Annotated in this window: 13 protein-coding genes; 10 read left to right on the top strand and 3 right to left on the bottom strand. The window is 65.5% G+C overall.

Annotated features, from left to right (window positions below; all coding sequences use genetic code 11):
- Positions 1–18: 18 nt before the first annotated feature.
- The 3 genes from RMR13_RS09850 to mutL form a co-directional block, all read right to left on the bottom strand.
- Positions 19–3,645, bottom strand: a complete 3,627-nt coding sequence (locus tag RMR13_RS09850; RefSeq protein WP_310600457.1) for a PAS domain S-box protein — start codon at positions 3,643–3,645, stop codon at positions 19–21.
- A gap of 89 nt (positions 3,646–3,734) precedes the next feature.
- The gene (locus RMR13_RS09845) at positions 3,735–4,244 is read right to left on the bottom strand and encodes a YchJ family metal-binding protein (protein WP_310600456.1); all 510 of its coding nucleotides are present in this window, start codon (positions 4,242–4,244) and stop codon (positions 3,735–3,737) included.
- Positions 4,234–6,171: a DNA mismatch repair endonuclease MutL gene (gene mutL, locus RMR13_RS09840; protein WP_310600455.1), complete on the bottom strand. Its 1,938-nt coding sequence runs from the start codon at positions 6,169–6,171 to the stop codon at positions 4,234–4,236. The genes RMR13_RS09845 and mutL overlap by 11 nt, the downstream gene beginning before the upstream one ends.
- Positions 6,172–6,276: 105 nt before the next feature.
- On the opposite strand from mutL, the gene RMR13_RS09835 reads away from it, so the two are divergent.
- The 10 genes from RMR13_RS09835 to scpB all read left to right on the top strand — a co-directional run bounded on the left by RMR13_RS09835 (position 6,277) and on the right by scpB (position 15,621).
- Positions 6,277–8,229: a PBP1A family penicillin-binding protein gene (locus RMR13_RS09835; protein WP_310600454.1), complete on the top strand. Its 1,953-nt coding sequence runs from the start codon at positions 6,277–6,279 to the stop codon at positions 8,227–8,229.
- Positions 8,230–8,240: 11 nt separating this feature from the next.
- Positions 8,241–8,783 carry a hypothetical protein gene (locus RMR13_RS09830; RefSeq protein WP_310600453.1) on the top strand — a complete coding sequence of 181 codons (543 nt, stop codon included), beginning with the start codon at positions 8,241–8,243 and terminating at the stop codon, positions 8,781–8,783.
- Positions 8,784–8,818: 35 nt separating this feature from the next.
- On the top strand, positions 8,819–9,316 hold the full coding sequence (locus tag RMR13_RS09825; RefSeq protein WP_310600452.1) for a methylated-DNA--[protein]-cysteine S-methyltransferase: 498 nt from the start codon (positions 8,819–8,821) through the stop codon (positions 9,314–9,316).
- 43 nt (positions 9,317–9,359) lie between these two features.
- A complete protein-coding gene (locus RMR13_RS09820; protein WP_310600451.1) occupies positions 9,360–9,632 on the top strand; it encodes a hypothetical protein in 273 nt (90 codons plus the stop codon).
- Positions 9,633–9,950: 318 nt separating this feature from the next.
- Complete coding sequence (locus tag RMR13_RS09815; RefSeq protein WP_409070284.1) at positions 9,951–10,523, top strand: GNAT family N-acetyltransferase; 573 nt, start codon at positions 9,951–9,953, stop codon at positions 10,521–10,523.
- A 75-nt stretch (positions 10,524–10,598) separates the two neighbouring features.
- Positions 10,599–12,089 carry a helicase HerA-like domain-containing protein gene (locus RMR13_RS09810; RefSeq protein WP_310600449.1) on the top strand — a complete coding sequence of 497 codons (1,491 nt, stop codon included), beginning with the start codon at positions 10,599–10,601 and terminating at the stop codon, positions 12,087–12,089.
- 63 nt (positions 12,090–12,152) lie between these two features.
- Positions 12,153–13,010, top strand: a complete 858-nt coding sequence (locus RMR13_RS09805) for an NAD(P)-dependent oxidoreductase (RefSeq protein ID WP_409070283.1) — start codon at positions 12,153–12,155, stop codon at positions 13,008–13,010.
- A 183-nt stretch (positions 13,011–13,193) separates the two neighbouring features.
- Complete coding sequence (locus RMR13_RS09800; protein ID WP_310600447.1) at positions 13,194–14,345, top strand: DUF362 domain-containing protein; 1,152 nt, start codon at positions 13,194–13,196, stop codon at positions 14,343–14,345.
- A gap of 88 nt (positions 14,346–14,433) precedes the next feature.
- Entirely contained in the window at positions 14,434–14,598 is a 165-nt protein-coding gene (locus RMR13_RS09795; RefSeq protein WP_310600446.1) for a hypothetical protein, read from the top strand.
- A 243-nt stretch (positions 14,599–14,841) separates the two neighbouring features.
- Complete coding sequence (scpB, locus tag RMR13_RS09790) at positions 14,842–15,621, top strand: methylmalonyl-CoA decarboxylase (RefSeq protein ID WP_310600445.1); 780 nt, start codon at positions 14,842–14,844, stop codon at positions 15,619–15,621.
- Positions 15,622–15,656: the final 35 nt, after the last annotated feature.

The raw sequence follows: 15,656 nt of genomic DNA, 5'->3' as shown, positions 1-15,656 counted from the left end.
CGCGCCAACCGGGGAGCGTCAGCAGGAACCCTCTCCTGCCAAGGTTTCCCGGATCTTGGCGGCGAGCACGTTGAGCGCGAACGGCTTGTGGATGAAGTGCACGCCCTCGTCGAGCACCCCGTGCTGGGCCACGACATTGGCGGTATAGCCCGACATGAACAAACATTTCAGTTCGGGGTTGGCCGCCGACAGGTTCTTGGCCAGCATGCGGCCGTTCATGCCCGGCATGACCACGTCGGTCAGCAACAGGTCGACGGCCTTGCCGTGCTCCTCGGCCAGGCGCACGGCCTCCTCGGGCCCGGAGGCGGTCAACACGGTGTAGCCCAGCCTGCGGAGCATGGTCGCCGTGATCTCGAGGATCATGAGTTCGTCCTCCACCAGCAGGACGGTCTCGCTGCCGGAAGCCGCCGGCGGCTCGATCCCGACCTCGGCCTCCGGTTCCCGATCTTCGGGATTGGCCAGCCGGGGCAGATAGACCTTGAAGGTGCTCCCCTGGCCCGGCTCGCTGTAGACAGTGACGAACCCGCCGTTCTGCTTGACGATGCCATAAACCGTCGCCAGGCCGAGCCCGGTGCCCTTGCCCAGCTCCTTGGTGGTGTAAAAGGGCTCGAACAGCCGGGTGAGGGTCTCGCCGGACATGCCGCAGCCGTTATCGCTCACCGCCAGCCGGACGTAATCGCCCGGCACCCCGTCGACATGCTCGGCGCAGTAGCGCGCATCCAGGGTCACCGCCGCGGTCTCGATGGTGATCTTGCCATTCTCGCCGACCGCATCCCGCGCATTGACAACGAGATTGACCAGGATCTGGTCGAGCTGCGAGGGATCGATCCGCACCCGGACGGTGTTCGGGCTCGGCTGCCAGGTCAGGTGCATATCCTCGCCCACCAGACGCTTGAGCATGGTCAGCCTCTGGTTGACGGTGGCGTTCAACTCGAGTTCCTCGGGCGCGACCGGCTGCTTGCGGGCAAAGGCCAGCAGCTGCCGGGTCAGGTCGGCCGACCGTTCCGCGGCCTGGCGGATGCTCTGCAGAGTGGCATACAACGGATGCGCCGCATTCAGCCCGGTGAGCGCCAGCTCGCAATGGCCGATGATGACGCCGAGCATGTTGTTGAAATCGTGCGCCACGCCGCCGGCCAATTGCCCGATCGATTCCATCTTGCGCGCCTGGTTCAGCTGCGTCTCCAGCCTGTTCTTTTCCTCCTCGGCCCGTTTGCGGTCGGAAATATCGTTGAACAGGATCGCCATCTGACCGGGCGACATCTGGAAGACATGCAGCTCGAACACCCCGGCGATGGCGGCGTCGGCATATTCGAACCGCTCATTCCGCCAACTCTCGCCGAATTCGGCCGCCCGGCGGAAGCGCAGGGGCAGCTCGGTCTCGGGGAGTGCCGGCAGGATGTCCTCCAGGGTCTTGCCGACGAGCCGGGAATGCTCCAGCCCCAGCAGGCGGTCGGCGGCGGGATTGGCGCCGGCCAGGACCAGCCGGCCGTCGGGGAGCAGGTCGTAAATATGGATGCCCATGGGCGAGGCCTGGACGATGTTGCGGAAGATGGTCTCGCTGGCCTGCAGGGCGACCTGCGCTTGCCGGTGCTCGGTGATGTCGATGGCGTATCCGGCGACCAGGTGGCGGTCCCCCAGCTTGATCGGGAACTTGATGGTGGCATAGGTACGGCCGTTGAGTTCCATTTCAAGCCGCAGGACTTCCCCTTGGGAGACGACCTGCCAGTCGTCGGCCGTCATCTTGGCGGCAAAGGGTGCCGGAAACAGCTCGCGCACGGTTTTGCCGATCATCTCGGCAACCGGTATGCCGAACATCACCTCACAGTTGTCGCTGGCTTTCAGGACAGTGCTCTCTGTGGGGCTCACTTCTCGAATCAGGGCATAGATGGGGGACGTCTTGATGAACTGGGTTAGCAGTTCGCTGGTTGCCAGCAGCTCCTTTTCCACCTGCTTGCGGATGCTGATGTCCGCATGGATGCCGATCATCCCCAGGGGCTTGCCGGCGGCATCGCGGGTCACCACCCGGCCGCGGTCCAGAATCCACACCCAATGGCCATCCTTGTGCCGCATGCGGTACTCGCGGTCATGGACGGCCGCCTCGTCCTGGGCACACCTGAGCAAGGACTCCCTGACCCGCTCCAGGTCGTCGGGATGCACCAGTTTTTTCCAGGTTTCGCCGATATGGGGCATGAACTCGGCCAGGGTGTAGCCGAGCATCCGCGTCCAATTGTCGTTCACCACGACCTCACCGGTCTGCACGTTCCACTCCCAGGTGCCGATCTGCGAGCCCTCGATCACGAAGGCCAGGCGTTCGCGCTCCCTGCGCAGCGCCTCTTCCGCCAGCTTGCGGTCGGTGCTGTCGCTCCCCACGCACAGGATTTCGCCGACTTTGCCCTGCGGGTCGCGTAGCGCCTTGCTGGCCCAGGTGATCCAGACGCGCGAGCCGTCCCGGCGCATGTTTTCGCTTTCCTCGATCACGGAGTCGTCGGGCTGTCCGTCCGCGTCGGCAAGACGCTCCCAGAACCTGCCACCGGGCAGGTCGTGCGGCGAGAGGGTCCCGACCAGGTTGCGGCCTGCCACCTCGTCGAGGCTGTAACCGAAAAACCGCTGCGCGAATTCGTTGAGGAACAGAATCCGGCCGTCGCGATCCATGCGCAGGATGATCGAGCCGGCATCTTCCACCAGCCGGCGATACCGCGCCTCGCTTTCCCGCAAGGCCCGTTCGCTGCTCTCCAACTCGGCCGTGCGCCGTACCACCGCCGCCCGCAGGGTCCGGTTCCAGTAGAACAGGCCGGCAATCACCAGGCCCAGGGCGCCGGCGCCGACCAGCAGCGGCACTACCGGCAGCTCCGGCAGCAGGGGCTGGGACGACCATTTCTTGTCGATGCGCTCCAGCTCCTCGGCCGAAATTCGGGCGAATCCCTCCTCGACCTCGCGCAGCAGCCCGCTGTTTCCCGTAGTGACCGCCCGGTGGAATTCACCGATGTTGATCGGGGCCGACACCTTGAAATCGCTGCGAATGCCGTGCTTGTACAAGTAGTGGATGATCGGGGGCTTGTCGGCGACGAACACGTTGACCCGGTGTTCCCGGGCGGCTTGGACCAGCGTCTCGTAGTCCTTGAACGGCATCAGATTGTCGATGCCGTTGCTCCGCAGCAGTTCGATGGCGGCATCACCTTCCTTGACCCCGACCACGAAACCCTGCAAGGAATGGACTTCGTCGATTTCGCTTATATTGCTGCGATAGAACACGGAAACCTCGATATCGGCGTAGGGTTTGCCGAACTCGAGCCACTTCAGGCGTTCCTCGGTCACGAACGCGGTGTCGATCACGTCGAACCGGCCCGCCTTCATCCCGGCCAGCGCATCCTTCCAGTCCAGGGCGGTCACCTTCACCGGAATACCGGTCTTCTCCTGCCACAGCAGCCACCGGTCGGCCAGGATGCCCTGGATTTTCCCTTCCCCGTCGATCGAGACATAGGGCGGATAGTTACCGTCCAGCACCACCCGGAGGGGATGCGCGGCATCGCCGCCGGGGTTGGCGGCCCGGCCGTCGGCAACCGGGAAGAGAGCAAGCAACAGCAGGACGAGACACCAGATACAGCCGTGCCGTTGCAAGCTGTTTCGAAAAAAACCATGGTTCATGGCATCAGCATTCCGTTCACAATGCGTTTTTCAAAGAAAAGACCCGTTTCGGGCCGATCCGTGTGGGCCGTATTCGGCCGGCTCCGGCCTCAACGGCCGCAGCATTTCTTGAATTTCCTGCCGCTGCCGCAGCAACAGGGATCGTTGCGGCCGATCCTGCCGCCGCAGGCCGCCGGACCTTGATCCGGTTCGACGATCCGCCCGGCAACATACAGCCATTGGCCCTCTTCCCGGACAAAACGGCTGCGTTCGTGGAGGGTGATCACCTCGGTGCCGGCCAGGGCGGTGGCCACGAATTCGACCAGGCCCTGGTCATCGTCCTCCCCGCCCCGTTCGGTCGCCACGATCCGCAGGCCGCACCAATTCGGCTGGGTCGCAAGCGCCAGGTCGGCCGGCCGGGTGGACGGATGCCAGGTCCGTTCCAGATGGGCCTGGTTGCGCTCGACAAAGGCGGTGTAACGCGAGCGCATCAGCGCTTCCGCGGTTCGGGCCCGCGCCCGGCCGGCCAGGAGCGGGCCGCAGCATTGGCCATAGCCAAGGCCCGAGCCGCACGGACAGGGCCGGTCGGCCGGCCGCGATTCAGCCGCTTCAGCCGCCATGACGATGGAACCATCGTTCCACTTCCTGGGCGGTAAAGGTCTTGAGCACCGGCCGGCCGTGGGGGCAGTGGGAAAACACCGCCCCCGCTTCCATCTGGGCCAAGAGCTTGAGCATCTCCACCGGCTGCAGGCGGTTGCCCGCCTTGATCGCGGCCTTGCAGGCCATGGAGGCGAGCAGGTCGTCCACCGCCTGGGGCACGGGCCGGGCAACGTCGCCTCGCATCGGTCCCCGCAAGCCGTCGAGGATCTCGCGGAGCAGTTCACCGGGTTCGACCTGGCCGACCAGGGCCGGAGCGGCCTTGATCACCCAGGTGGCGTCGCCGAACGGTTCCACCGTAAATCCCAAGCCGACCACCTCGTCGCCGCGTTGCTCCAGAGTCTCGGCCTGGGCCGGAGACAGCTCGACCGTGACCGGAAACAGCAAAGCCTGTTGCGGGATGTTCGCCGCCAGGTATCCCTGCAGCAGCTGGCCGTAGAGAAGGCGTTCGTGGGCCGCGTGCTGATCGATGACGATGAACCGCCCCTCCCGTTCGCAGAGCAGGTAAAGGGAAAAGAGCTGGCCGATCAAGGTCAGGCCCGCGTATTCATGGCCGACGGGGCCGGCGTGGCCGGATTCGGGGGCGGCCGAGGGGCTGTCCGGCAGGGGCGGCCCTGGTGCCGGAGCGGTTTGCACCGGCGGTTCGTGCGAAAACAAGCGCGGCGGCGACTGGGGCGGCGGGGGCGCCATCGATGGCGCCCCTGACGGTGCCATTGCCGACGTTATCGGTGGAGCGGCAGGCAGGCGCGGTTGGGGGGGCACGGCCGGCTCGGCGCTGGCCAGGGCCGGGAAATCCGGCCACGTGGCGGCGGTTGCCTCCGAATCGGCCGTGGCAGGCGCAACGGGCGGCGCGGATTGCAACGGCGGGGCGAATAAACTGGTACGGAGGTCGCGCTGGTAGCCGGCCATGGCCCGGCGGATGGCGTCGGCCACGAAACGGTGCACAGCCTCGCTGCGGCGGAACCGGATCTCGCGCTTGGCCGGATGGACATTGACATCCACCTGATCGGGGGAAACGGCCAGCCGCAGAACTCCGGCCGGCTGATACCCCTTCATCAGAAAGCCCTGCATGCCTTCGTTCACCGCGTGCCGCAGCATCGCGTCCTGCACCGGCCGGCCGTTGACCAGCAGCCGCAGGCGGGCGGCGGTGGCCGGCGCGGTTTCCGGCAGCAGCAGAAAGCCGTCCAGGGCCATGGTCCCGGTTTCGGCTGCGGCCTCGGCCGCAAGCGGCATCAGCTTGTCCCGGTAACGGAACACCTCGCGGACCCGCCCTTCCAGGTCGGCGCCCTGCCGGTAGTCGAACGCCGTCCGGCCGTCCGTCTGCAGGGTGAAACCGGTGGCAGGATGGGCCAGGGCCTGGTTTTTGACCACCTCCTCGATGTGGTGCATTTCGGTGCGCGCCGACTTGAGAAATTTTTTACGGGCCGGCATGTTGCCGAACAGATGCCGGATCTCGATAACCGTACCCCGGCCGCATCCGTCCTGATGCACATGGCGCAGGGTGCCGTAGCGGATCTCGGCCCGGGTGCCCAGTTCCTGGTCCTGGGGCCGGGAGAGGATGGTCATCCAGGAAACCGAGGCGATGCTGGGAATGGCCTCGCCACGGAATCCCAGGGTGACGATGGCGGCCAGCTGGGCCTCCTCGCGGATCTTGGAGGTGGCGTGCCGCTCCAGGCACAGCAGCACGTCGTCGCCGTCCATGCCCGCCCCGTTGTCGGCCACCCGCAACAGGCCGCTGCCGCTGTCCTCGATCTGGATGTCGATCCGGGTGGCACCGGCGTCGAGGCTGTTTTCCAGCAGCTCCTTGACCACCGAGGCCGGCCGTTCCACCACCTCGCCGGCGGCGATCTGGTTGGCCAGCTGTTCTGAAAGAATCCGTATGCGCGACACGATCTACCGTGGTTCTGGAAAAAGAAAAAACCCGCCCCGAAGCTGTGCCACTCCGGGGGACCAACCGGCACCATGCAAAGAACTCCGTGCTTCAAGGCGCCATTCATGGTACTTATTAATACGACTATCGATTCCGGCAAACGCTGCGGTGGCGCACCGCCGGTCCAGCCGGTCCGTACCCAACTGCAACACTACCGTTTCTTTGAGTTCTTGTCCACCACACCCTCGGCATCAACGGAACTTCCCCCCGGGCCTCTCCCCTTTCGCGGCCGGATTCTGGACGAACGCCATCTCACCCGGATGGTTCTCATCATCGCCGCCCTGGTGACGCTGCTTTTAGGCACGGTTTTGGCCTGGATTTCCTCCTTGCCCGATATCCGTTCGCTGGACGACTACCGGCCCCAGGTGGCGACCATGATCCTGGACCGCTCCAACCGGCCCATCGACGCCATTGCCAGGGAATTCCGAATCGTCGTTCCCTACGACAGCCTGCCGCCCTTGCTGCCCCGGGCCTTTGTCGCCGCCGAGGACAGCCGTTTCTGGGAGCACGACGGCCTCGACCTGTGGTCGATCGCCCGCGCCGCCTTCAACAACATCCGCGCCGGCCGCCGCAGCCAGGGGGGCTCGACCATCACCCAGCAGGTCACCCGGGCCCTGCTCCTTTCCCCGGAAAAGAGCTATCTGCGCAAGATGGCAGAGGCGGTGCTCGCCTTCCGGCTGGAACGGATGCTGACCAAGGAGGAAATCCTCTCCATCTATCTCAACGAAATCTATCTCGGCGAAGGGGCCTACGGGGTCGAGGCCGCGGCCCGCACCTATTTCGGCAAGAAGGCCAGCCAGCTGACCCTGGGCGAAATCGCGCTGTTGGCCGGCCTGCCCCAGTCGCCCAGCAACTATTCGCCGCTCAAGCAGCCGGAGGCGGCCAGGGCCCGGCAGCGTTACGTGCTCAACCGAATGGCCGAGGACGGCCTCGTCACCGCCGATGCCGCCCGGACCGCCTACGAGGAAGGTCTGCCCCTGGCCGGCCAGTGGCGCAAGGCGATCAACGGCTATTTCGCCCTCTACGTCCGCCAGCAACTGCTGACGGTGTACAAGGAGGCGGATCTCTACCAAAAGGGACTGAGCGTGGCCACCACCGTCGATGCCCGGCTCCAGGAAGCGGCGGCCAGGGCCGTCCAGGGGGGCGTGGCCGGGATTGCCGGCCGCCATCCCGGCGAGCCGGCGCCGCAGGGGGCCCTGGTAGCACTGGATACCGGCAGCGGCCGCATCCAGGCGATGATCGGCGGGGCGGACTTCACCGAAAATCAATTCAATCGGGCGGTGCAGGCCAACCGGCAGCCCGGCTCGGCCTTCAAGCCCCTGCTCTATGCCACCGCCCTGGAGCAGGGCATTTCTCCGGACGCCGTGTTCCCGGACGCGCCGATCACCCTCTACAGCGGTAACGGCAAGCCCTGGCAGCCGCATAATTTCAAGCGGGAATACCGAGGGCCCATCACCCTGACCGAGGCCCTGGTCCATTCCAGCAACGTGGTCGCGGTCCGGCTGATGCAGCAGGTCGGGCCGCAGAAGGTCATCGCCACCGCCCGGAAGCTGGGGATCAGCGCGCCGCTCGATGCCGACCTGTCGCTGGCGCTCGGCTCCTCGCCGGTGTCGCTGCTGGAACTGACCGCCGCCTACGCCGCCATCGCCAACCAGGGCGAGTACCACGCCCCGGTCGGCATCACCAGGATCGGAGACCGACGCGGCGGCTTCACCCCCTGGCCGCAATCCGCGGGCAAGCAGGTGCTGACCCCCGCGACCGCCGCCTGGCTGCAGGCGGCCATGGCCCAGGTGGTACGGCGGGGAACGGGCAAGAACGCCGCCGGGGTGATCGGGGCCAGCGGCAAGACCGGCACCACCGACAACCAGGTCGACGCCTGGTTCGTGGGCTCGGCCCGGGATCTGACCGCCGGCGTCTGGTTCGGCCACGACCGCGACATGCCGCTCGGCTCCGGCGAGACCGGCGGCCAGGCGGCCGCGCCGGTGTGGAAACAGTTCATGCTCCAGACGGTCAACTAAAGGAACACGCCATGACCATCGCCAACGACCGACTCCTGCGCATCCTGTACGAGGGCCGGCCAATCGACAAGCTGGCCACGGCCGAGGCCCTGCATGCCGAGCTGGCGCCCCGCCTCAAGGCCCTGCCGCCATTGGCCGCCGAACTCGACGGCCTGCGCCTGGAATGCCGGACTCTTGCCGGCCAGATGGAGGCCATGCAGCTGGGCCGGCTGTGCAGCCGCTGCGCTGCGCGGCCGGACGGAGGGTGCTGCAGCGCGCTCATGGCGGACAACACCGACGCGCTCCAGATCCTGATCAATCTGCTGCTGGACGTCCCGGTGGCCGTGCGGTCGGAGAGCGGGGAAAATTGCTGCTTCCTCGGTCCCACGGGCTGCCCGTTTCCGGCCAAGCCGATCTTCTGCCTCAACTATAACTGCAGCCATATCCTCACCGGCGCAGCGCCGGCGGACCTGGCCGTCTTGTACCGCCGGGCCGCGACGGTGCTCAGCCGGCAGACCCGCATCGAAGACCTGCTGCTGGATGCGGTGCGGGACCGGATTCGTCCGGCACCGTAAACCCTTATCCTTTCCTGGCTCCCGAGGAGATCGCCATGCGTATCAGCGCCACCCTTGCCACCGCTCTCGGCGATTTTCTCCTGGCCGCCGACGACGCCGGTCTCTGCTGCCTGGACTTTCCCAGGGAGCGGGCCGCCGCCCCGCCGCCCCCGGTGGAGCGGGTGGCGCATCCGCTCCTGCACGAGGCCGCCAGGCAACTGCTCGCCTATCTCGAGGGCTCGCTGACCGATTTCGACCTGCCCCTTTCGGTCCACGGCACCGCCTTCCGACGGCAGGTCTGGGAGCAGCTCCAGACCATTGCCTACGGCCAAACCATGACCTACGGCGAACTGGCGGAACGGATCGGCGGCCGGCAAAAGGCCAGGGCCGTGGGCGGTGCCGCCCATGTCAACCCCATAAGCATCGTCATCCCCTGCCACCGGCTGATCGGGGCGGGCGGCGCCCTGACCGGGTTCGGCGGCGGCCTGCCCATGAAACGGACCCTGCTCGACCTGGAACGCCAGGTGAGCGAACGCCTGCACCACGGCACCTAACGGACACCCATACCCCCCACTTCTATCCAGGGAGGAAAAACCCATGGTGGATATTATCATCGGCTCGATCGACCCCCTCGGCTCGCTGCCCAGCAGGTCCGGTCCCACCGGCAAGCCGGTGGAGGCGGAATTGCTCCATGTGCGCGCCCCCCGTCAGCGCCTCGTCGGCCCCCTGGGCCAGGAACGGCGCAAACAGCAACGTAAGGATCCGTCCAACGGCAAGGTACTCACCCTGCTGATCAACGACAGCGCCAACCTGCCCAAGGATCTCGACACCCAAAAATACAAGGTGATCATCCGGTTCATCAAAAAATAGCGCGGCCAAATTCCGGACCGGATGCCTTGCCCGGCCGGCATCGACCGGCAACTCGGCACCGATGCCGCCCGCATCTCGGGTTGGGCCGAATTCTCGTTCTGCCGCACAGAAGTGCCCGGCGACATTGCCATCTCGCCCGGCTCCCCGCCCCCTTGCCGGATTGGCGGCACTTTTTCGCCGTCGCTCCGCCCGCAATCTCCCGGAACCGTTGAAAAGACCGGAATTTTTTCCCTTGACCGAAGAAAATCCGACCGGGTATTTTTGCCCTTGGCGACCGATCGGTACCAGCAAACCAACCCCTGCCCCCTGCAAACGGACATGCATCCTTCCTCGCCCTGGAATCCAGCCGAACCGATCGAATTCGAGACCAGCCGCCTACGTCTGCGGCAATGGCGGCCAGCGGACCGCGAGCCCTTTGCCGCCCTCTGCGCCGATGCGCGGGTGATGGAATTCTTCCCGTCGGTGCTCACCCGCAGCGAGAGCGATGCCCTGGCCGAACGCGCTGCCGCGCTGATCGCCAGGCGCGGCTGGGGCTTCTGGGCGGCGGAACTCAAAGCCACCGGACAATTCATCGGCTTTGTCGGCCTGCACACCCCCACCACCCAACTCCCCTTTTCGCCCTGCGTCGAGATCGGCTGGCGGCTGGCGTTCGCCCATTGGGGCCAAGGGCTGGCCAGCGAGGCGGCCGCCGCCGCGGTTGCCGTCGGTTTCCACCAGCTGCTGCTTGAGGAAATCGTCTCCTTCGCCGTTGTCGGCAACCGGCGCTCACGGGCGGTAATGGAACGCCTGGGCATGCGCCCGTCCGGCACCTTCGAGCATCCGCAACTACCGGTGGACAGTCCGCTCCGGCTGCACTGCCTCTACCGGCTGGCGAGGGATCGGCACACATGACGGCCGCCTGCCCCGGCCAGGCAGGCGCGCGCAAGATAACGGCCGCAGGGCATTGACATTGCCCAGGAGGAAACCGTGGACCGCATACTCATCGGCAAGGGGGAGACGATTGTCGATCTGCCCGCCAGATACGGCAATCGCCATGGCCTGATCGCCGGCGCCACCGGCAGCGGCAAGACCATTTCGCTCATGGTCCTGGCCGAGGGTTTTTCGCGCCTGGGCGTGCCGGTGTTCATGGTCGACGTCAAGGGCGACGTCGCCGGGTTGGCGCTGGCCGGCAGCCCCGACGAAAAGATTCGGGAGCGCGCCCTCCGGACCGGGATCGAGGGCTTTGCCCCGGAGGCCAGTCCGGTTTTATTCTGGGATGTGTACGGGCGACAGGGGCATCCGCTGCGCACCACCGTCAGCGAGATCGGCCCGACCCTGCTGGGCCGGATGCTCGAACTCAACGAGACCCAAACCGGCATCCTTGAGATCGTGTTCAAGCTGGCCGACGACCAGGGCCTCTTGCTGCTCGACCTCGACGATTTGCGCGAAATCTTAGGCTTTGTCCTCGAAAACCGCCAGGAAATCTCCTCGCGCTACGGCCTGGTCAGCAGCCAGTCGACAGCCGCCATCCAACGCGCCGTCCTGGCCCTGGAACGGGCGGGCGGCAGCGCCTTGCTCGGTGAGCCCGCCCTGGAACTCGCCGACCTGATGCGCACCGACCTGAGCGGGCGCGGCATCGTCAGCATCCTGGCCGCGGACCAACTGATCCTCCAGCCCCGCCTGTACTCGGGTTTTCTGTTGTGGCTGTTGTCGGAACTGTTCGAGAACCTGCCGGAAGCGGGGGACCTCGACCGACCGAAGCTGGCCGTTTTCTTCGACGAGGCCCACCTGCTGTTTGCCGACACCCCGCCGGCGCTGCGGCAACGGGTGGAACAGGTGGTGCGGCTGATCCGCTCCAAGGGGGTCGGGCTCTATTTCTGTTCGCAATACCCCGACGACCTGCCCAACGAGATCCTCGGCCAGCTGGGCAGCCGCATCCAACACGCCCTGCGCGCCTACACTCCCCGCGACCAGAAGGCGGTCCGGAGCGCGGCCGAAACCTTTGTGCCCCGTCCCGGACTCGACGTGGCCGAGGCCATCTCCCGCCTGGGCGTCGGCGAGGCCCTGGTCTCCACCCTTCAGGAAAACGGGGTGCCCATGCCGGTGGAACGCACCCTGATCTGTCCGCCCCGCTGTCGGATGGGCGCGATCACCCCCGAAGAAAGGGCGATGGTCAGGGCCCGCAGCCCGATCGGCGGCAAGTACGACACCCCGATAAACCGGGAATCGGCCTACGAAATCTTGCGCCGCCGCGCTTCGCAAAAAAGCGACGGCCCGGTCACGGCCGGTCAAACCGCACCGCAGGCAACGACGGAAGACCGGGGCCTGCTGGGCGAGCTTCTCTGGGGCACCAAGGGCCGCCAGGGTTTGGTGGAAACCATGGCCAAACAGGCGGCGCGCACCGTGGGCAGCCAGGTCGGCCGCCAGATCCTGCGAGGCCTGCTGGGCGGTATCCTGGGCGGCTCCCGCCGGCGCTGACCGGCCCCGTTCGCGCCGCCCGCCGAGGCGGTACCATCGTCAATCACGACTGCGGAGGAAAAAATCATGCGATACGGTTTCTTGGGATTGGGCATCATGGGCAGCCGCATGGCGGCCCGTTTATTGCGCGCCGGCTTCGATGTCACGGTCTGGAACCGGGATGCGGGCAAGTGCCTCCCCCTGGTCGAGCTCGGCGCCAGGCAGGGAGCAAGCCCCAAAGAGGTGGCGGCTGCGGTCGACATCGCGTTCGCCATGGTCGCCGGTCCCCAGGCCAGCCTGGATCTCTGCTTCGGCATCGACGGGGTGTTGGCGGGCATCGAGCCCGGCAACGGATATGTCGACATGTCGACCGTGGACCCCGCGACCTCGCGCCGCATCGCCGAGGCGGTGGCCGCCAAGGGCGCCCGGTTTCTGGAGGCGCCGGTCTCGGGCACGAAACAACCCGCCGCAGACGGCACCCTCGTGATCCTCGCCGCCGGCGACCGCGACCTGTACGATCGATCCCTGCCGGCCTTCGAACAGATGGGCCGGCTGTCGCTGCATCTGGGGGAAGTCGGCCAGGGCGCCAAGATGAAGCTGGTGGTCAACCTGGTGCTCGGCACCATGATGGAAGTCTTGGGCGAAGCCCTGGCCCTGGGCGAAAGATGCGGCCTGGCAGGCGACCAAATCCTGCAGGTGCTGGCCGAGGGCGCCATGGCTAACCCGATGTTCCGGGTCAAGGGACCCATGGTCCTGGCCGGGGACACCACCACCAGTTTTCCCCTCAAACACATGGAAAAGGATCTGCGCCTGACCCTGCAGCTCGGCCGGGAACTGGATCAAGGCCTGCCGGTGGCCGAGGCGGTGCACGCCGTCTTCGTCAAAGCCCTGGCCGAAGGATACGGCGACCGGGACATCGCGGCCGTGGTCCGCAGCCTGTGACCGGGCGGCACGGACCAACGGGGAAAACCGGATAAAAAAGCTATTCAACCCGCCCGGACTGCAGTAGTTTTCGGGCTGGAAGCGCGAGATGACCGCCGGCCCGGCCGGGCGGGCGGCTTGCGTCAAAGCCCCGTTCGAGGCAACTTTTTCATTGAAAACGCACATCGGCAAGGAGAAGGCAGCATGGCACCGGCAACCGTCTATTCCATGGATTTGAACGCAAAGCGGTCCCAGGGGATTCTCCCCCGGCTCCGCACCCTGATGCGCAAGGCTGGCCTGGAGGACATCGTCGCCAAGGACGACCTGACCGCCATCAAGCTGCATTTCGGCGAGTTGGGCAACACCGCCTTTGTCCGGCCCCTGTTCGTCCGGCCGGTGGTGGAGGCCATCAAGAAGGCGGGCGGCAAGCCCTTTCTGACCGACGCCAGCACCCTCTACGTGGGGGAACGGGGCAACGCGGTGGATCACCTCAACACCGCCGTCTACAACGGTTTCGGCTATTCCTCGATCGGGGCGCCGCTGATCATCGCCGACGGCCTCAACGGCCGGGAGGAAATCGAGGTGCCGGTGGAATCGGCCCATTTCAAGACCGCCTTCATCGGCGCGGCCCTGATGCACGCCCATGCCCTGGTCTCGGTCGCCCATTTCAAGCTCCACGAAATGGCCGGCTTCGGCGGCGCCCTGAAGAACGTCGGCATGGGCGGCGGCTCGCGGCGGGGCAAGATGGCCCAGCACAGCACGGTTTCGCCGGTGGTGGCGGTGGAGAAATGCATCGGCTGCGGCATGTGTCTGCCCCAGTGCATCCACGGAGCGCTCAGCCTGGTGGAACGGAACGCGGCGGAAAAGGCAAAAGCCCCCAACCCGAAAATCACCCGCCTGGCCCGGATCGACAAAAAAAAATGCGTGGGCTGCGCCATGTGCCTGCACGCCTGCAAGCAGGGTGCCCTGGATGTGGACTGGGCCGGCGACATCCCGGCCTTCCTGGAGCGGATGATCGATTATGCCGCCGCGGCCCTGTACGGCAAGAAGGAGAAATCCCTGTTCATCAATTTCCTTACCCAGATCTCCCCGGCCTGCGACTGCCATTCCTATGCCGACGCGCCCATTGTCGGCGACATCGGCATCCTGGCCTCCACCGACCCGGTCGCCCTGGACAAGGCCTCGGTGGACCTCATGAACAGGCAGCCGGTCCTGCCGACCTCGTGCCTGGCCAAGAAGGCGGATACCGCCGACAAGATCCGCGCCGTCTATGCCCATATCCCGTGGGAGCACCAATTCGCCTATGCCGAAAAAATCGGTCTGGGCACCACCGAGTATACACTCACGGCCATTTGAGAACCTCAAGGGCGACGGCTTCGGCGGCAACAACGAGCCGCCCGGTTGCCCGACCCATTCATTTTTTCTTTGCGAGGAGAGCATCACGATGGAAGACAAGAACATCACCGTTACCTGTCCCAAATGCGGCATCAAAATGACCAACCCCGGCAGTTGGTTCAAGAAACCCGGCAATTGCTGCCCCGGCTGCCAGTTGCGTTTTTCGACCGAGCGGTTCAAGCGCTCTATCGAGGAGGCTGAAAAGCTGGCCTAATCGGCCGCGAAAAACCCCATCCGCCTGTGGACCATCTCTTGGCACGGGTGGATGGGAAATGAAAAGCACTTCGCTGCCACTCGCGGGGCATTGCCTCTGCTTCGCGCCGAACCGCTTGTATCTCCCAACTTCCGCCCGAATATACCATCGGCGGATATCGATCCGACCGCTCCGACAAACTGAAAAACGGCTTCTGCTGGAGCAACTACCGAGAAAAAATACCGTACTTCCCTGGAGATAATCATGATTCTCGTGCATACCGAATTGGATGGAAAATTAGGTTTCATCACCTTGAACAACGCGCCCAAACGCAATTGCCTGAGCAAGGCCTTGATCGACGAACTGGTCGAGGCCCTCGACCAACATCAAAAATCCGGGGCATTGGCGGTCGTTTTACGCGCGCCCGCCAACAGCACGGTCTGGTCTGCGGGCCACGACATCGGTGAATTGCCCGATCCCTATCGCGATCCCCTGCCGTACGAAGAACCGTTCGAATCCCTGTTGCGCCATGTCCAAGATTATCCCCGACCGATCATCGCCATGGTCGAAGGCGGCGTGTGGGGCGGGGCCCTGGACCTCGCCCTTTCCTGCGATATCCTGATCGGGTGCGAAAACGCCACCTTCGCCATCACCCCCGCCAAGATCGGCGTTCCTTACAATCCTTCCGGTTTGATTCATTTCATCAATATCCTCGGACTGAACAAAGCCAAGGAACTCTTCTTTACCGCCCAACCGATCTCCGCCCAGGAAGCCTTGCGCATAGGCTTGCTCAACCATCTGGTTCCGGCCGCCGAACTCGAGGCATTCACCAAGGAGCTGGCCGCCAAGATCATCAACAACGCCCCCTTGACCGTCTCGGTGATCAAGCGCCAATTCCGCCTGCTCACCCGCGGCGCCACGCTTACGGCCGAGACCTTCGAACTGATTCAATCGGTACGGCGAAACGTGTACGACAGCCAGGACTATCAGGAAGGAATCCGGGCGTTCAAGGAAAAACGCCCGCCCCGCTTCCAGGGCAAGTAAAGCCGGTGCCGCGACCGCCACAGCCGCCGATACGG

Origin of the sequence: Desulfobulbus sp., assembly GCF_031547805.1 — a bacterium.
Classification (GTDB): Bacteria; Desulfobacterota; Desulfobulbia; order Desulfobulbales; family Desulfobulbaceae; genus Desulfobulbus.
Note: the sequence above shows the minus strand (reverse complement) of the source record. Positions and strands in the feature narration are given on the sequence as shown.

Coding starts and splice junctions, on each gene's coding strand:
- RMR13_RS09820 (WP_310600451.1), top strand. CDS start 9,360: ATGGTGGATATTATCATCGGCTCGATCGACCCCCTCGGCTCGCTGCCC.
- RMR13_RS09825 (WP_310600452.1), top strand. CDS start 8,819: ATGCGTATCAGCGCCACCCTTGCCACCGCTCTCGGCGATTTTCTCCTG.
- RMR13_RS09800 (WP_310600447.1), top strand. CDS start 13,194: ATGGCACCGGCAACCGTCTATTCCATGGATTTGAACGCAAAGCGGTCC.
- RMR13_RS09850 (WP_310600457.1), bottom strand. CDS start 3,645: ATGAACCATGGTTTTTTTCGAAACAGCTTGCAACGGCACGGCTGTATC.
- RMR13_RS09830 (WP_310600453.1), top strand. CDS start 8,241: ATGACCATCGCCAACGACCGACTCCTGCGCATCCTGTACGAGGGCCGG.
- RMR13_RS09835 (WP_310600454.1), top strand. CDS start 6,277: ATGGTACTTATTAATACGACTATCGATTCCGGCAAACGCTGCGGTGGC.
- RMR13_RS09845 (WP_310600456.1), bottom strand. CDS start 4,244: ATGGCGGCTGAAGCGGCTGAATCGCGGCCGGCCGACCGGCCCTGTCCG.
- scpB (WP_310600445.1), top strand. CDS start 14,842: ATGATTCTCGTGCATACCGAATTGGATGGAAAATTAGGTTTCATCACC.
- RMR13_RS09795 (WP_310600446.1), top strand. CDS start 14,434: ATGGAAGACAAGAACATCACCGTTACCTGTCCCAAATGCGGCATCAAA.
- RMR13_RS09815 (WP_409070284.1), top strand. CDS start 9,951: ATGCATCCTTCCTCGCCCTGGAATCCAGCCGAACCGATCGAATTCGAG.